General features: G+C 66.4%; 13 protein-coding genes and 1 pseudogene. 7 read left to right on the forward strand and 7 right to left on the reverse strand.

The annotated features are described in order from the left end of the window. Nucleotides 1-51: 51 nt before the first annotated feature. Nucleotides 52-540 (reverse strand): glutathione peroxidase, encoded by a 489-nt coding sequence (locus DNK34_RS01965; protein ID WP_131174476.1) that lies wholly within the window; start codon nucleotides 538-540, stop codon nucleotides 52-54. A gap of 113 nt (nucleotides 541-653) precedes the next feature. Continuing rightward, the gene (msrB, locus tag DNK34_RS01970) at nucleotides 654-1,061 is read right to left on the reverse strand and encodes a peptide-methionine (R)-S-oxide reductase MsrB (RefSeq protein WP_131174477.1); all 408 of its coding nucleotides are present in this window, start codon (nucleotides 1,059-1,061) and stop codon (nucleotides 654-656) included. A 158-nt stretch (nucleotides 1,062-1,219) separates the two neighbouring features. Between msrB and DNK34_RS01975 the strand changes: the two genes are divergently transcribed. The 3 genes from DNK34_RS01975 (at nucleotide 1,220) to htpX (ending at nucleotide 4,056) form a co-directional block, all read left to right on the forward strand. Beyond that, entirely contained in the window at nucleotides 1,220-2,431 is a 1,212-nt protein-coding gene (locus DNK34_RS01975) for a pyridoxal phosphate-dependent aminotransferase (RefSeq protein WP_131174478.1), read from the forward strand. Nucleotides 2,432-2,494: 63 nt separating this feature from the next. Continuing rightward, nucleotides 2,495-2,941, forward strand: coding sequence for a hypothetical protein (locus tag DNK34_RS01980; protein ID WP_131174479.1), 447 nt, complete (start codon nucleotides 2,495-2,497; stop codon nucleotides 2,939-2,941). A gap of 239 nt (nucleotides 2,942-3,180) precedes the next feature. Beyond that, nucleotides 3,181-4,056 (forward strand): protease HtpX, encoded by an 876-nt coding sequence (htpX, locus tag DNK34_RS01985; RefSeq protein ID WP_131174480.1) that lies wholly within the window; start codon nucleotides 3,181-3,183, stop codon nucleotides 4,054-4,056. 174 nt (nucleotides 4,057-4,230) lie between these two features. On the opposite strand, the gene DNK34_RS01990 is transcribed toward htpX, so the two are convergent. Then, a complete protein-coding gene (locus DNK34_RS01990; protein ID WP_131174481.1) occupies nucleotides 4,231-4,881 on the reverse strand; it encodes a thiopurine S-methyltransferase in 651 nt (216 codons plus the stop codon). Between the two features lie 118 nt (nucleotides 4,882-4,999). On the opposite strand from DNK34_RS01990, the gene DNK34_RS01995 reads away from it, so the two are divergent. Beyond that, nucleotides 5,000-5,767, forward strand: coding sequence for a DODA-type extradiol aromatic ring-opening family dioxygenase (locus DNK34_RS01995; protein ID WP_131174482.1), 768 nt, complete (start codon nucleotides 5,000-5,002; stop codon nucleotides 5,765-5,767). Here DNK34_RS01995 and pabB read toward each other — a convergent pair. Next, on the reverse strand, nucleotides 5,752-7,125 hold the full coding sequence (pabB, locus tag DNK34_RS02000; protein WP_131174483.1) for an aminodeoxychorismate synthase component I: 1,374 nt from the start codon (nucleotides 7,123-7,125) through the stop codon (nucleotides 5,752-5,754). The two genes, DNK34_RS01995 and pabB, sit on opposite strands and share 16 nt — an antisense overlap. A 187-nt stretch (nucleotides 7,126-7,312) precedes the next feature. On the opposite strand from pabB, the pseudogene DNK34_RS02005 reads away from it, so the two are divergent. Beyond that, nucleotides 7,313-9,498 (forward strand): annotated as a pseudogene (locus DNK34_RS02005) (winged helix-turn-helix domain-containing protein); the annotation flags it as partial. A 104-nt stretch (nucleotides 9,499-9,602) separates the two neighbouring features. Further along, nucleotides 9,603-11,417: a helix-turn-helix transcriptional regulator gene (locus DNK34_RS02010; RefSeq protein WP_411269299.1), complete on the forward strand. Its 1,815-nt coding sequence runs from the start codon at nucleotides 9,603-9,605 to the stop codon at nucleotides 11,415-11,417. Between the two features lie 163 nt (nucleotides 11,418-11,580). Here DNK34_RS02010 and DNK34_RS02015 read toward each other — a convergent pair whose 3' ends face one another. Together DNK34_RS02015 and DNK34_RS02020 are read right to left on the reverse strand one after the other, a co-directional pair. Next, a complete protein-coding gene (locus tag DNK34_RS02015; protein WP_131174484.1) occupies nucleotides 11,581-13,245 on the reverse strand; it encodes a DEAD/DEAH box helicase in 1,665 nt (554 codons plus the stop codon). 498 nt (nucleotides 13,246-13,743) lie between these two features. Beyond that, nucleotides 13,744-14,517 (reverse strand): spermidine synthase, encoded by a 774-nt coding sequence (locus DNK34_RS02020; RefSeq protein WP_411269300.1) that lies wholly within the window; start codon nucleotides 14,515-14,517, stop codon nucleotides 13,744-13,746. A gap of 171 nt (nucleotides 14,518-14,688) precedes the next feature. Between DNK34_RS02020 and DNK34_RS02025 the strand changes: the two genes are divergently transcribed. Continuing rightward, nucleotides 14,689-16,035, forward strand: a complete 1,347-nt coding sequence (locus DNK34_RS02025; RefSeq protein WP_131174485.1) for a class II 3-deoxy-7-phosphoheptulonate synthase — start codon at nucleotides 14,689-14,691, stop codon at nucleotides 16,033-16,035. Between the two features lie 39 nt (nucleotides 16,036-16,074). Here the strand turns inward: DNK34_RS02025 and DNK34_RS02030 are convergent, their stop codons facing one another. Further along, on the reverse strand, nucleotides 16,075-16,986 hold the full coding sequence (locus tag DNK34_RS02030) for a response regulator (protein ID WP_131174486.1): 912 nt from the start codon (nucleotides 16,984-16,986) through the stop codon (nucleotides 16,075-16,077). Nucleotide 16,987: the final 1 nt, after the last annotated feature.

Here is a 16,987-nt window from a genome sequence, read left to right on the forward strand (position 1 = left end):
AGGCGCGCACCACCGCCCGTGAAGCGGCATACCGCTTGAAGCACAGTGGCCTCATCCCTCGAGTAGCGTTTCGATGGCATCGCTCAGCGCCTGCGGCTTGGTGGTCGGTGCAAAGCGGCTCACCTGGCGGCCATCGGCACTGATCAGGAACTTGGTGAAATTCCACTTGATGCCCTGGCTGCCGAGCAGCCCCGGCGCCCGGCGCTTGAGCTGCACATACAGGGGATGGGCGCCGGCGCCATTGACCTCGATCTTCTTGAACAGGGGGAAGCTGACCCCGAAGTTGAGCTCACAGAACGAGGCGATGGCGTCCTCGTCACCCGGCTCCTGCTTGCCGAACTGATTGCAGGGGAAGCCCAGCACCACCAGCCCCTTGTCGCGGTATTGCCGCCACAGGCTTTCCAGGCCCTGGTACTGCGGGGTGAAACCGCATTGGCTGGCGGTATTGACCACCAGCACGGCCTTGGCGCCGAAATCGCCCAGGGTCTTCTGCTCACCCGTGATGGTGGTGCAGGGTATATCGAACAGATCGTCGCTCATGTCGGGGGCTCGTCAAGTTGCAAGCGGCAAGCTTCAAGCTGCAAGTTAAAGGCGGTTCAGGGGTAACCTGGACTTCTGCTTCTGGCTTGAAGCTTGAAGCTTGAAGCTTGAAGCTAATTTGGCTGCCGTTGTCGCGGCACGTGCTGCAGCGCTACCGAGTTGATGCAGTAGCGTTGCCCCGTAGGCCTCGGCCCGTCGGGAAACACGTGGCCCAGGTGGGCATCGCAGCGCGCGCAGCGCACCTCGATGCGGTGCATGCCATGGCTGAAATCGTCGAGTTCCCTGATGGCCTCCTCGCTCAGCGGCTGGAAGTAGCTCGGCCAGCCGCAACCGGAATCGAACTTGGCGTCGGAATCGAACAGCGGCGTACCGCAACAGACGCAGTTGTAGGTGCCCGGCTCCTTGCTGTCGTGGTACTCACCGGTAAAGGGACGTTCCGTGCCGCCCAGGCGGCAGATGTTGAACTGGGCGTCCGAGAGCTCCTCGCGCCAGGTTTCCAGGGGTTTTTCGAGCTTGTCCACAGGCAGTCCTCCGCAGGATAAAAAAGCCCGATCTGTATCTTTGCCCGGATCAGGCCGCCACGTATGATTCCCAGTCTGTCACCCGTGCCTCGCGCTGCCAAGGCTTGTCCTCGCCCTGGCCGCCGAGCACCGCGCCTCTTGATTCGGGATCCCTTCACATGCAGGTCAGCAAATCCAACAAGCTCGCCAACGTCTGTTACGACATCCGCGGCCCGGTGCTCAAGCACGCCAAGCGCCTGGAAGAAGAAGGCCAGCGCATCCTCAAGCTGAACATCGGCAACCCGGCGCCGTTCGGCTTCGAGGCCCCCGAGGAAATCCTCCAGGACGTCATCCGCAACCTGCCCACCGCCCAGGGCTACAGCGACTCCAAGGGCCTGTTCAGCGCGCGCAAGGCGGTCATGCAGTACTACCAGCAGAAGCAGGTGGAAGGCGTCGGCATCGAGGACGTCTACCTCGGCAACGGCGTCTCCGAGCTGATCGTCATGGCCATGCAGGCCCTGCTCAACAACGGTGACGAAGTGCTGATCCCGGCGCCGGACTATCCGCTGTGGACCGCCGCCGTGGCCCTGGCCGGCGGCAAGCCGGTGCACTACCTGTGCGACGAGCAGGCCGGCTGGTTCCCCGACATCGCCGACATGCGCGCCAAGATCACGCCCAATACCAAGGCCCTGGTGCTGATCAACCCGAACAACCCCACCGGCGCGGTGTATTCCAGGGAAGTGCTGGCGGACATCGTCGAACTGGCACGCCAGCACAACCTGGTGCTGTTCTCCGACGAGATCTACGACAAGATCCTCTACGACGATGCCCAGCACATCAGCACCGCCTCGCTGGCGCCGGACGTGCTCTGCCTGACCTTCAACGGCCTGTCCAAGAGCTACCGGGTGGCCGGCTTCCGCTCCGGCTGGGTGGCCATCTCCGGGCCCAAGCACAAGGCGCAGAGCTACATCGAAGGCCTGGACATCCTCGCCAACATGCGCCTGTGCGCCAACGTGCCGAGCCAGCACGCGATCCAGACCGCCCTGGGCGGCTACCAGAGCATCAACGACCTGGTATTGCCCAACGGCCGCCTGCTGGAACAGCGCAACCGCACCTGGGAACTGCTCAACGACATTCCCGGGGTCAGCTGCGTCAAGCCCATGGGCGCGCTGTACGCCTTCCCCAGGATCGACCCCAAGGTCTGCCCGATCCACAACGACGAGAAGTTCGTCCTCGACCTGCTGCTCTCGGAAAAGCTGCTGATCGTCCAGGGCACCGCCTTCAACTGGCCGTGGCCGGATCACTTCCGCGTGGTCACCCTGCCCCGGGTCGATGACCTCGAGCAGGCCATCGGCCGTATCGGCAACTTCCTCAAGACCTACCGTCAGTAGATGCCCGCCATGTCCCGCACAAGCACTGGCCGCTCCCTGGCGGCGATGGCGAAAGGCTGAGCCATGGACCTGCAGATAGACGACTTCTACAAGGATGCCGCCAGCGGCCTGCTCCTGCTCTATCAGGTGTTTCCGCGCAAGGCCGCGCTCTATGTGGAAGACCTGATCGGCCGCGAGGAACCGGACGAGTTCGGCCTGCCGAGTAAGCGCCACCAGGCCTGCCTGAGCGCCTTGCTGTGGCTGGCGGACGAAGGCTACCTGCGCTACGAATCGACCATCGCCTACGATGCCCTGGACCAGGCGGTGCTCAGCGAAAAGGGCTTTCTGCGCCTGTCCCGGGGTCTGCCCCACGCCCTGCGCGAAGGCGAAGCCTTGCCAGCGGCGGTGCAGCGGGTACACGCCAGCCTGGCCTTCCAGTTGCGCGAAGCGCTGGCGCAGAAACATGGCGAACGGATTGCGCGCCTGACCCGCCAGCTGTTCGAGTATGCTCCGGCGGACCCGCGCCACTGAGCGGCCGGGCGGCCGGCAAGACCGCGGATCACGCCCGAGCGCGGCACTTTTTCCTGGCCGCCGTTGAAATAAACCGGAAAAACCCGATCTAAGCCACAGACCGCCCCGGCACGCCAAGGCCTCAACCCCGGGACATGCGACACAGTTTGAAATAGTCGCCCGGTTGAATAGCCAAGGGGGGCGCCCTTATATAGCCGGCGTATTGAGCCTGTCTTTCCCGTGAGGAGTCGTTTCACACCATGATGCGCATTATGTTGTTCCTGGCCACCAACCTGGCGGTACTGGTTATCGCCAGCATCACCCTCAAACTGCTGGGGGTTGATCGCTTTACCGGCCAGAACCACGGCAGCCTGCTGATCTTCTGCGCCGTCTTCGGTTTTGCCGGCTCGCTGGTGTCGCTGTTCATCTCCAAGTGGATGGCGAAGATGAGCACCGGTACCGAGATCATCACCCAGCCACGTACCCGCCATGAACAGTGGCTGCTGCAGACCGTCGAAGAACTGTCCCGCGAGGCCGGCATCAAGATGCCGGAAGTGGGTATCTTCCCGGCCTACGAGTCCAACGCCTTCGCCACCGGCTGGAACAAGAACGATGCCCTGGTCGCTGTCAGCCAGGGGCTGCTGGAGCGTTTCTCCCCGGACGAGGTGAAAGCCGTTCTGGCCCACGAGATCGGTCACGTGGCCAATGGCGACATGGTCACCCTGGCGCTGATCCAGGGCGTGGTGAACACCTTCGTGATGTTCTTCGCACGGATCTTCGGCAACTTCGTCGACAAGGCCATCCTCAAGAACGAAGGCGGCCACGGCATCGGCTATTTCGTCGCGACCATCTTCGCCGAACTGGTACTGGGCATCCTGGCCAGCATCATCGTCATGTGGTTCTCGCGTAAACGCGAATTCAAGGCCGACGAAGCCGGTGCGCGCCTGGCCGGTACCGGCGCCATGATCGCCGCGCTGCAGCGCCTGCGCGCCGAGCAGGGCGTGCCGGTGCAGATGCCCGACAGCCTGACCGCATTCGGCATCAACGGCGGCCTGAAGAACGGCCTCGCCGGCCTGCTGATGACGCACCCGCCTCTCGAGGATCGCATCGAAGCACTGCGCCGCCTCGGCCGCTAGGCAAAAAGGCGACCTCAGGGTCGCCCTGGCCCTGCAGGAGTCACGACCCCGCGGCGATTGCTGGTCGCTCCGCAGATGCCGCTGGATGGCCACAATCGCATCGCGCCGAGGTCGGCGCTCCTACACGGGCGGCAGTGTTTGCCGCTCCCCCCTGCTCCCCGCAATTTCACACGCTCAGACGCGCCGTAGACGGTAGACGCGCTCCTCAAGACGCTCCAGGCCACGCTGCCTGAAGCGCTCGTCGAGCACATCGCAGCTTTCCAGCCGCTCGACCTGCCAGGCATCCGTCGGCCACGCCTGCACTTCGCCATCGCTGACGGCAAAGGGCGGCCCGGGCATGTGACTCTGCTCATAATCCAGGGTGATCAGCAGCCCTGTGCTTGCCGCCGGCAGGAGGCTTTGCAGATGCGCGACGTAACGCTGGCGCATCGGCTCCGGCAAGGCGATCAGCGCAGCGCGATCGTAGAGCAGGCCACAATCGCCGAGTTGCTCGGCGGTCAAGGCGAAGAAGTCGCCACAGTAGAGTTCGACCTCGCCGGCGCGATAGACCCTGAAAGCGCCATCGACCCGCACCTCGGCCTGCAGCCCCTGCTCGGCGAAGAATGCCTCCACGGCCGTCTGCGTCAGCTCGACGCCCAGCACCCGATGCCCCTGCGCGGCCAGCCAGACCAGATCCAGGCTCTTGCCGCACAGCGGCACCAGCACCCGGGAGCCTGGCGCCGCCTGCAAGCTCGGCCAATGGCGCACCAGGTAGGGATTGACCTCGGCCAGGTGAAAACCGATTTCGTTGCGCTGCCAGCGCGCCTGCCAGAATTCCGCTTGCATGCCCTGTTCCTCTACGCCGTCATTGATCTAAAAAAGCGATGATGATACCCAGCTAATCCCGCTTGTTTAGCCAGTATGACTGATTGATCCTACTGGCTTCAGCTATAGAGGGATCACCATGTTACCCAGCCTGTTCATTTCCCACGGCTCGCCCATGCTGGCGCTGGAGCCGGGCGCCAGCGGCGTGGCGCTCGAACGCCTGGCCGCCAGCCTGCCCAGGCCGCGCGCCATCGTCGTGGTTTCCGCGCACTGGGAAAGCGCCGAGCTGCGCGTGATGAGTGCCGCGCGACCAGAGACCTGGCACGACTTCGGTGGTTTTCCAGCCGCGCTGTACGCACTGCAGTACCCCGCTCCCGGCGACCCGCAATTGGCCGGCGAGGTCATCGAGCTGTTGCAGCAAGCCGGGCTGAGTGCCCAGGCCGACGCACGACGCCCCTTCGACCACGGTGCCTGGGTGCCGCTGTCGCTGCTGTACCCGCATGCCGATATCCCGTTGCTGCAGGTATCGCTGCCCAGCCACCAGGGCGCCGTCCTGCAGGGCCGCGTCGGCCAGGCCCTGGCCGGCCTGCGCGAGCAGGGTGTGCTGCTGATCGGCTCCGGCAGCATCACCCATAACCTCGGCGAACTGGACTGGCATGCCGGCCCGGAGAGCATGGCTCCCTGGGCCAAGGCCTTTCGCGACTGGATGGTGGACAAACTGCTGAGCGACGACAGCGAGGCCCTGCTCGACTACCGCCGCCAGGCCCCCCACGCACAGCGCAACCACCCCAGCGAGGAACACCTGCTGCCGCTGTTCTTCGCCCGTGGCGCCGGCGGCGCCTGCCAGGTCGAACACAGCGGCTTCACCCTCGGCGCCCTGGGCATGGACATCTATAGCTTCGCCTGACCCTGGCCGATCGAACGCTCCAGGGTCTCCAGCAACACCTTCACCTTGGTGATGGACTCCTGGTACTCGGTCTGCCAGTGCGAATCGGCCACGATGCCGCCACCGCCCCAGCAACTGATCACTCCGTCGCGCGCCAACAGGCTACGGATGGCGATGGAACTGTCCATCTCGCCACGCACATCCAGGTACAGCAGGGACCCGCAGTACAGCGCGCGGCGGCTCGGCTCCAGCTCGTCGATGATCTGCATGGCGCGGATCTTCGGCGCGCCGGTGATGGAGCCGCCGGGAAAGGCGCCGGCCAGCAGATCCAGGGCATCCTTGTCGGCAGCCAGCTCGCCGGTGACGGCACTGACCAGATGGTGCACGTTAGGGTAGCTTTCCAGGGCGAACAGCTCCGGCACCCGCACCGAACCGATGCGGCAACTGCGCCCGAGGTCATTGCGCAGCAGATCGACGATCATCAGGTTCTCGGCACGGTCCTTGGCACTGTCGAGCAGCGCCCGGGCATGGGCGGCATCCTCCTGCTCGGTACGCCCTCGCGGCTGGGTGCCCTTGATCGGCCGGGTCTCCACCTGGCCACGGCTGACGCGGATGAAGCGCTCCGGCGACAGGCTCAACACGGCGCCGCCAGCGGGCAGCGTCAGGTAGCCCGAGAACGGCGTCGGGCAAGCCGCCCGCAGCGCGGCATAGGCCGACCAGGGATCGCCCCGGTAGCCCGCGCGGAAACGCTGGGCGAAGTTGACCTGGTAGCAGTCACCGGACTGGATATAGGCATGGATGCGGGCAATGGCCGCCGCGTAACGCTCGGCATCGATATCCGCCTGGAACGGGCCGAGCAGTGCGAACGGCTCTGCTGCCACCGGGTTTGCCGGCAGCGAGACGAACAGACACCGCAGGCGCTCACGCTCGTCCACGGCCAGCGCCGGGTGGAACAGCAACTGGCTGGTGCCGAGCTGGTGATCGCTGATCAATGCCCAGGCGTACAGCCCGAAGGTGGCGTCGGGCAAATGCAGGTCATCCACGGCCTGGGTCGGCAGGTGCTCGATGCGCCGCCCGAAGTCGTAACCCAGGTAACCGATCAGGCCGCCGGCGAAAGGCAGCTCATGCCCTGCCGGCAGCTCGGCCGTGCCCAGCCTGGCGAGGCCTGCTCGCAAGCGCTGGAAAAAGTCGCTGGCCGACTCGTCGGCCGCCGGCGCCAGCTGCGCCAATGGCCAGGCGCTGATCAGGTCGTAGCGCCCCCGCTGCGCCGCCGGCCGGCCGGCATCCAGCAGCACCGCGCCGGGCGCATGACGCACGGCGGCGAAATAGGCGGCGGGGTCGGCGCGGTACGGCAAGGGCTGAACGAGACAGGTAGGCATCGGGGCATCACGAAAACGCGGACCGACGATTGTAGAGCGCGGCAGCCTTCAGTCCTAGATGCAATCCGACGCGAGGCGACAACCCGGGCAGCGCGTCCCTGGTTTACTCCGCCGCTCGGAGCTGATTAGTATGGAGCGCTCCCAATCAAACGCTTGTCCGCCGAACAATAATCACAGGGATAAGGCCATGGATGACGCGCTGTATCCAGCAGCCGACAGTCTTTCGCGCTCCAGGTTTTCACCACCGCTGGCCACCGCCGATGACCTGGCCCGCCCACGGCTGGACGATGCCCTGTCCCTACAGCCGCAGGCGCGCCTCGCCGTGCTTTGCGCACCCGCCGGCTTCGGCAAGACCTGTGCCCTGACGGCGCTGGCTCAGGCCCGCAGCGACGCCGGCGGCCTGGTCGTCTGGCTGTCGCTCGACGCCGAGGACGACGAACCCGGCCATTTCTTCCAGCACCTGATCGACGCCCTCGCCGCCCAGGTCCCCGGACTCGGCATCCAGGCCCGGAGCTACCTGCACAATACCGTACGCATTCCCGTGGCCGCGGTCATGGAAAGCCTGCTGGTGGAACTGGCCGAACTGGATCGGCCGCTGTTGCTGGTGCTCGATGATTTCCACCTGATCCAGGATAGCGAACTGCTCAGCGCCCTGGATCGCCTGATCAGCCTCGCCCCAGCCGGTTTCCTGCTGGCCGTCGGCAGCCGCTCGCAGCCCGGGCTGAGGCTGGCCACCTGGCGCGCCAAGGGCCTGCTGGTGGAAATCGGCGAGCAGACCCTGCGCCTGAGCAAGGAGGAAACCCGCGACTACCTGCAGCGCCACGGCCTGCAACTCGACGCCACGGCACTCGCCGCCCTGTATCGACACACCGAGGGCTGGCTGATCGGCGTGCACCTGGCCTGCCTGTGGTTGCGCCAGCAGCCCCAGGCATACGAGCGGATGATCGAAACCGGCACCGACCAGGCGGCGGTGGGCGACTACCTGTTGCGCGCGGTCTTCGAGCAGTTGCCCGCCGACAGGCAGGATCTACTGCTCGCCCTGGGCATCGCCCAGCAACTCTGTGGCGACCTGGCCAATACCCTGAGCGGACGCCAGGACGGCCAGCGCCTGCTGGAGGAACTCGAAGCGCTGCAACTGTTTCTCCTGCCGCTGGATCGCGAGCGCCAGTGGTACCGTTTCCACAACCTGTTCGCCGAGTTTCTCCGCGCCCGTCTGAAAGAACGCGACCCCGAGCGCTTCAAGCATCTGCACTTCAATGCCAGCCTGTGGTTCGCCAACCACCACATGCACAACCTGGCCATCGATCACGCCTGCCTGGCCGACGACCCGCAGATGCTCGCCGCCCTGGTCGATGGCTGCGGCCTGGAATTGATCAACCGCGGGCAACTGCACCTGATCTACAAATGGCGCAAACGGGTTCCGGACGACATCGCCGAGGCATTCCCGGTCCTGGTCCTGGCGGACGTGTGGACACGCGCCGCCGAACTCGGCCTGCCCGAGGCCAACCGCATGCTCGACGAACTGCTGGAGCGCTGGGGCGATGCCGGCGCCAGCGGGCCACTCAGTGACAAGCTGCTGTCAAGTCGGTGATCGCCCTGCAGAAGGACGACCTGCAGAGCTGCGTGGCACTCACCCAGCGGGTCGAGGAACAACTGGGCCAGCACAGCGCCTTTCTCGAGGTGGCGATGCTGCTACTCGGCGCCCTGGCCAACCTCATGCTCGCCGAGCCGGCCCAGGCGCGCCGCCTGCTGGCCCTGGCGCAACAGCGCAACCACTTCCTCGAAGGCCACTACCTGGGCATGCAACTGGCCAACGTGGAAATCCTCCTGTGCCTGGAACAGGGGCAGATCCGCCAGGCCGAGCTGCTGCATGGACGGTTGCGCGCGCGCATCACCCCCTGGTTCGCCGAACGCTCCAGGGCCATGGCCCTGCCGACCATCACCGAAAGCCTGATCGCCTACCAGCAGGGGCGCCTGGAGGCCCTCGAAGAGCGGCTGCGCTGGGCCCTGGCGACGGTCGACGTGATCAACCCGATCGACCTGTACGCCCAGGGCATGCTGTGCCTGGCCCGCTGCCAGCGCCTGCACGGCCAACCGAGGGAGGCCCATGCCTGCCTGGTGCTGATGCAGAACCTGGCCGCGCGCAGCCAGTCCTGGCGTTTCTACGCCCTGGCCCTGGGCGAGGAACTGGCGCAGACCCTGCAGGAACCGGCAAGCGAACGTATCAAACACACCGAACAACGCCTGAAAGGCATCGACTGGGGCAAGCTCGCCGGCCATTACCGGCACATGCGCTTCAATCCGGTGCTGTGGGTCCAGGGGCTGACGCGTATCCGCTTGCAGCAGGCGCGCGGCAACGACAGCGAAGCCCTAGTTCGCGGCAGGCACCCCGCTTTTCCGAGGCGCCGGCCGGGCAGCGGGCATGCTGGATCGATGCCGGCGACCTGCGCCTGAGCCTCGCGGAAACCACGCACTACTTGCGCGAGATCCGCCATTTACCCCTGGAGGAGGCGCAGATCGGCCTGCTGCATGCTCGCAGCGAAGGCTGGATCACTGGCCTGCAACTCGCCGCCCAGGCACTGGCCCGCCATGGCGACCCCACGCACCTGCTGCATACCGCCGCGCGCTGGTGCGCAAGCCAGCAGCAGGTCGATCGCGCCGTCCGCTATGCCCTGCGCGCCCGGGATTACGCCTTCGCCGCCGAACTGCTGGAACGCCAGGGCGCCGGCCTGATCGCCGGCAACCGCGTCTATGGGGTGCTGGCGATGCTCAAGGAAATCCCCGCGCAGGTGATCCAGGAACACCCGGTGTTGCAGATCTTCTATGCCTGGCAACTGGCTTTCGAGCAGCAGTACGCCGATGCCGAAGCGCTGATCGAGGATGTCAGCCAGCGCCTGCTGCACGCCCGTGGCCAGCCCCTGCGCATGGGCCTGGCCGAGCTGCTCGGCGCCGCCCAGGTACTCAAGGCCCTGGTGCTGCTCTACCAGGACAAGCTGGAAGCCAGCCTGGTGGTGGCTCGCCACTGGTTGAGCCTGGTGCCGGACAATCAGCCAGTGTTCCGCGCCAGCCTGTCCTGCGTGCAGGCAGCGGCCCACGGCCTGCTGGGCGAGTTCGGCGACGCCGCCAGCGCCATCGCTATCGCTATCGCTATCGCTATCGCTATCGCCCGCGACAACCTGGAACACAGCGACAGCGACTACCTGCATGTCATGGTCAACCTGATCGAGGCCTTGATCTGCAAGGAACTGGGGCAGCTCGAGCGCGGCTGCGTGCTGGCGGAAAACGCCCGGGCCCGGGCAGCCAGGGTATTCGGCCGCCACAGTCGCGTCAGTGGGCCGCTGTCGCTGGCCTATGCCGACCTGCTGTACGAGCAGGATCGCCATGCCGCGATACTCGCCGAACTGCCCCTGGCCACGACCTGGCGCGATGTCGCCACCCCGCTGGAGCTGATCAGCCGTGGCCAGCTGGTCATGGCCAGGGCGCGCTTCTTCGCCGGCGCAGGCGAGCCGGCGCTGCACGAGCTCGACGCCTGGCTGAACGGCCTGCATGGCCCCGGCTACGAGCGCGTGTATGCCCAGGCCATGGGCTGCAAGGTGCAGTTCCTGCTCTGGCTCCGCCGGGTCAACGATGCGGAACGCGCCTGCCTGCTGCTGCGCTGCCATCTGCAGGCCCTGCCCGCCGCTCGCTATAGCGACGCGGCCACCGCCCTGGTGCTGTGCGAGGCCCGTCTGGCCCTCGACGAACGCAGGGCCGACAAGGCGCAAGCCGCGCTGGAAGCGTGCCTGAACAGTCACGCCGCCGAGCCCCATCAGCGTGATCGCCGCCTGCGCCTGTCACTGCTGCTGAGCGTGGCCTACTGGCGGCGCGGGCAGCAAGACAAGGCTTTCAAGCTGGTCCAGGCGACCCTCGAGGACACCTGGAACAGCGGCTACCGCCGGCTATTCCTGGATGATGCCCTGTGCCTGCTGCCCCTGTGGCAGGCCTGGTTCGCCGTCGACCCGCAGCGCGCCGGCTACTGGCAGGGCCTGGCCGAACAGCTGCGCGAGCAGTTGCGCCGCCTGGACATCGACCCGCAGCACCTCGACGAGCATCAGGACATCAGCCATCGCGAGCGGGAAATCCTGCGTTTCGTCGCTGCCGGACTGTCCAACCGCGACATCGCCCAGGCCGTGCACCTGTCCGAAGCCACCATCAAATGGCACCTGCATAACCTGTTCGCCAAACTCGGCGTGCGCAGTCGCACCCAGGCGGTGATCAAGGGCAAGAGCCTGGGCCTGGTCAGCGAGCAATAGTGCCGCTGTTGCAGCGATCGGTGTCGAGCGCGGCAGGCTGGCCGGGCTGCATGCCGCCACCCGGCGGCGTAGCGGCCCGGCCCGTGCTCGCTGAAATGGCGACCTCCTGAAAACGACTCGGGGGAGCCCATGGCTCCCCCGAGTGTCAATCCGCGTCAGCGCATCAATCTTCGCGATAGCGGCGCAGCTTCAGCGGCTTGCCGCCTACGCGGGTGTCCTTGAGCTTGCTCAGCAGGCGCTCGAGACCGTCTTCCGGCAGCTCGACCAGGCTGAAGCTCTCGCGCACCTGAATGCGGCCGATGGCTTCACGGGCCAGGCCGCCTTCGTTGAGAATCGCGCCCAGCAGGTTCTTCGCGGCGATACCGTCACGCGCGCCCAGCGCGGTACGGCAACGGGCACGGCCCTCGCCCAGCGGCATCGGCGCACGACGCTCGCGCGGAGCATCGCTGCGCTCGGAACGCTCGGAGCGTTCACGCGGCGCCCCATTGGGCACCAGCGGCTGCTCACGCTCCACCTCGGCCAGGGTCAGCGCCTGGCCATTGGTGGCCTTGCGCAGCAGCGCGGCGGCCAGGGCCCGCGGCGAGCAACCGATGTCGGCGGTCAGGCGGTCGAGCAGCTCGCCATGGCTGGCCTCGGCATCGGCCACCAGGGGCGCCAGCGCGGTGGTCAGTTTCTTGATGCGGGCATCCAGCACCTGCTGCGAGTTGGGCAGCTTGACCTCACCGACCTTCTGCCCGGTGACACGCTCGATCACCTGCAGCATGCGCCGCTCACGCGGCGTCACCAGCAACAGCGCGCGACCGGTACGGCCGGCACGACCGGTACGGCCGATACGGTGCACGTAGGATTCCGGATCGTAGGGCATGTCCACGTTCATCACGTGGGTGATGCGCGGCACGTCGAGGCCGCGCGCGGCGACGTCGGTCGCCACGACGATGTCCAGACGGCCATCCTTGAGCGACTCGATGACCCGCTCACGCTGGTTCTGGGCGATGTCGCCGTTCAGCGCGGCGGCCTTGTAGCCCTTGGCTTCCAGCGCCGCGGCCAGATCCAGGGTGGCCTGCTTGGTGCGCACGAAGGCGATCAGGGCGTCGAATTCCTCGACTTCCAGCAGGCGCAGCACGGCGGCGTGCTTCTGGTCGGCGTGCACCAGCAGGTGGGCCTGCTCGATGGCGGTCACGGTCTGGGTCTTGGAGGCGATCTTGATGTGCTGCGGCGCACGCAGGTGCTTCTCGGCGATGGCGCGGATCGAATGCGGCAGGGTCGCGGAGAACAGCACGCTCTGGCGGCTTTCCGGCATGGCCTGGAAGATCACTTCCAGGTCGTCCATGAAGCCCAGCTTGAGCATTTCGTCGGCTTCGTCGAGTACCAGGTACTGGATGGTCGACAGCACTTTCTCGTCGCGGCGCAGGTGGTCGACCAGACGCCCCGGCGTGGCCACGATGACCTGGGCGCCCTGGCGGATGGCCTTGAGCTGCGGGCCCATCGGCGCGCCGCCGTAGACGGCGACCACGTTCAGGCCCGGCATCTGCTTGGAGTAGGTTTCGAAGGCGGTGGCGACCTGCAGGGCCAGCTCGCGGGTCGGCGCCAGGATCAGCGCCTGGGGCTCGCGCTTGCCCGGGTCGATCTTCGACAGCAGCGGCAGGGCGAAGGCCGCGGTCTTGCCGGTACCGGTCTGGGCCTGGCCGATCATGTCCTGGCCGGCGAGAATCACCGGAATGGCCTGGGCCTGGATGGGGGACGGCTCTTCGTAGCCGACGGCAACCAGCGCGGCGAGAATGTTGGGGTGAAGTCCGAGTGCGGCGAAGCCGCCGATTTCCTGGGTCATGGGTCTGCCTCTAGTGCATCCGCAAAGACCCATGTTCCAAAGCTGCGCATGCCGTGTAAGACCCTGAGGTCACCCTGGCAGCCCTGTCGGCGGGGATTTGCGAAAACATGGTGATAAATGAATCGTCAAGGATAGCCCGCTGGGCGGACTGGCTGCCGAAGATAGCCTCCGGGCGAGTTGCACTACCTGAACGTGGCCAAGAATTGACCGGCGCGCACTATACCGGAAAAACCTGACCCATGTGTGGTTTTTCCAACAATAAAAGCATTTCAGCGCCGGACGGCGAGCCGCCTGCGGCGTTGCGCCACAGGCCATTGCGCGCATTCGCCCGCGCTCGATGAAAAGCGCTGGAGGCTGCAAGCTGGACGAGAAACCGCTGTTTCGCGTCGTACTCGAGCCGCTTTTCGTTCAGCCTCCAGCTTTCCAGCGCTGTTTCCGGCTCTTCGAGCGCATCGCGCGATTGCCCTGGGACATTGCCGGGGCCGCTTGATTCCTCGCTCAGCTGGCCATGCGCACGGCGTCGATCAGGCGCTGCAGCGAATAGCCCAGCCGCCCTTGCAACGCGTCTGCCCGGCGGCTCACGGCCTCGCGGTCGAAGTGCTGATCCAGCTGCGCCGGCACCAGCACCACCACGTTGCCCTCCACCACCGGGCATTCCCAGTAATGGCGGTGATACAGGCCACGCAGCAGTGCGGCGCCCAGGGGCTTGCCGTCATCGCCGGCCCACTGGTTGATGATCAGCCAGCCGCCGGGATTGAGCTTGCTGCGGCAGTCGTCGAGGAAGCGCCAGGCCAGATGGCCGACGCCGGGCCCGGTATCGGTATAGAGGTCGACGAAGATCAGATCCGCGGTTTCCGCGGAAGGCAACAGCTGCAGCGCATCGCCGATGCGCATGGTCAGCCGCGGATCGTCCTCCAGGCCGAGGTATTGCATGGCCAGGCGCGGCACCTCGGGACGCAACTCGATGGCCTCGACATCGTCCAGGGGCAGGAACTTCAGGCAGGCCTGGGTCAGGTTGCCGGCGCCCAGGCCGAGGAACAGCGCGCTTTCCGGCGCTTCGTGGCACAGCGCGCCGACCAGCATGGCGCGGGTGTAGTCGTATTCCAGCCAGCTCGGATCGGCGGTGAACACACAACTCTGCTCGATCGACTCGCCGAACTCGAGAAAGCGGTAGTCACCGATTTCCACCACGCGAATCACGCCGAAATCGTCCCGCACCTCGGCAAGCACGACCTCGTCCTTCATTTCCTCCACTGGGGGCAAGCCAGGCATGGGTGTTCTCCGCCGACGCTTCCCGGCCAGATCCGCCGGGTCAGCGCCGATTGTCCGCGATGCACGACGCTCAGGTCACGCGCTAATTGCCCGCCGCCGCGCACTTGAAGCGCGCAATCGATCGGTTACCATGCCTGTCCGCCGCGCCGCCGCCCCAACCGAGACCCCGCCATGACGCCACCCTGGAGCCCCGACAGCTGGAGAGGCCTGCCGATTCAGCAACAACCCCGCTACCCGGACGCCGCCCGGTTGAGCCAGGTCGAACAGACCCTGGCCGGCTATCCGCCGCTGGTGTTCGCCGGCGAAGCCCGCGAACTGCGCCGCCAGTTCGCCGAGGTCACCCAGGGCCGCGCCTTCCTGCTGCAGGGCGGCGATTGCGCCGAGAGCTTCGCCGAGTTCAGCGCGGCGAAGATCCGCGACACCTTCAAGGTGCTGCTGCAGATGGCCATCGTCATGACCTTCGCCGCCGGCTGCCCGGTGGTCAAGGTCGGGCGCATGGCCGGGCAGTTCGCCAAACCGCGCTCGGCCCATGACGAGACCATCGATGGCGTGACCCTGCCCGCCTACCGCGGCGACATCGTCAACGGCATCGGCTTCGACGCCGCCAGCCGGGTGCCGGACCCGCAGCGCCTGCTGCAGGCCTACCACCAGTCCACCGCCTCGCTGAACCTGCTGCGCGCCTTCGCCCAGGGCGGTTTCGCCGACCTGCACCAGGTGCACCAGTGGAACCTGGACTTCATCGCCAACTCGGCGCTGGCGCAGAAGTACCAGCAACTGGCCGATCGCATCGACGAGACCCTGGCCTTCATGCGGGCCTGCGGCATGGACAGCGCGGCCCAGGTGCGCGAGACCAGTTTCTTCACCGCCCACGAAGCGCTGCTGCTCAACTACGAGGAAGCCTTCGTTCGTCGCGACAGCCTCACCGGCGGCTTCTACGACTGCTCGGCGCACATGCTGTGGATCGGCGACCGCACCCGCCAGGTGGATGGCGCCCATGTCGAGTTCCTGCGTGGCGTCGGCAACCCGATCGGGGTCAAGGTCGGGCCGAGCATGAGCGACGAGGACCTGATCCGCCTGATCGACATCCTCAACCCGGACAACGATCCGGGCCGCCTCAACCTGATCGTGCGCATGGGCGCCGACAAGGTCGAGGCCGGCCTGCCCCGGCTGATCCGCAGCGTGCAGCGCGAAGGCCGCGCCGTGCTGTGGAGCTGCGACCCCATGCACGGCAACACCATCAAGGCCTCCAGCGGCTACAAGACCCGCGACTTCGCGCAGATCCTCGGCGAAGTGAAGCAGTTCTTCGCCGTGCACCAGGCCGAGGGCAGCTATGCCGGCGGTATCCATATCGAGATGACCGGGCAGAACGTCACCGAGTGCATCGGCGGCGCCCGGCCGATCACCGAGGACGGTCTGTCGGATCGCTACCACACCCACTGCGACCCACGGATGAACGCCGACCAGTCGCTGGAGCTGGCCTTCATGATCGCCGAAACGCTGAAGCAGGTGCGCCGTTAGCCGGCTCATTGCCAGCGCGGACGGTTTTCCGACGGTCCGTCAGGCACTCAAGCGCTCCCGCAGGCGTCCCAGCATGCCCATCAGGTTGCCGACCTTGTCTCGCTCCTCCTGATCGCGTGGCGCCTGGGCCAGCCGCGCCACCACCGGCTGCGCTTGACTGCGCCAGAGCAAGGCCTGCTCGCCGGCGGCCTGCAGGCCCTTCTCGAACAGACCGCGACGGATCGGCTTGGGCAGGTAGCGGAAGATCTGCGCTTCGTTGATCAGCTTGAGCAGCGCCTGGGTATCGCAGAAAGGCGTCACCACCAGGCTGAGCAGGCGCGGGTGCGCCTGGGCCAGGCTTTTCATCAACGGCGCGGTGTCCTCGCCGGCCAGCGCCAGGTCACTGACCAGCAGGTCCACCGTGCCAGCGTTGAGCCGCTCGAAAGCCTGCGCCAGATTCGCGGCGCGCACCAGGCGATGGCCGCCCTTCAGGCAGAAAGCGTCCACCGCGCTCAGGGTCTGCGGATCGTCATCGAGCAGCAGCACGGTGAGCGGCTCCGTGTTGTCTGCCAGCGCGGGGGTCACCAGCGGCAGCTGACGGCCGGCGATTTCCGCCGCCTGGCGCAGGGTGAAGGCCATTTCCTGCTGATCCCAGGGCTTGGTCAGGTAGCGGAAGATACCGCCACTGTTCAGCGCCTCCACCGCCGCATCCAGGTCCGAATAGCCGGTGAGCAGGATACGCAGGGTCTGCGGGGCGATTTCCCGGGCCGCGGTGAGCAGTTCGGCGCCACTCATCTGCGGCATGCGCTGGTCGCTGACCACTATGTGCACGGGCTCGTTCTTCAGGCGCTCGAGGGCGCGCCAGGGATCGCTTTCGGTCAGCACGTCGTACTGCCGGCGGAACTGCATGGCCAGGCTGCGCAGGATGCGCTCTTCATCGTCGACGAACAGGATGCGGATCGGTGCGGTCATG

Source organism: Phytopseudomonas dryadis (assembly GCF_004327355.1).
Taxonomy (GTDB): domain Bacteria; phylum Pseudomonadota; class Gammaproteobacteria; order Pseudomonadales; family Pseudomonadaceae; genus Aquipseudomonas; species Aquipseudomonas dryadis.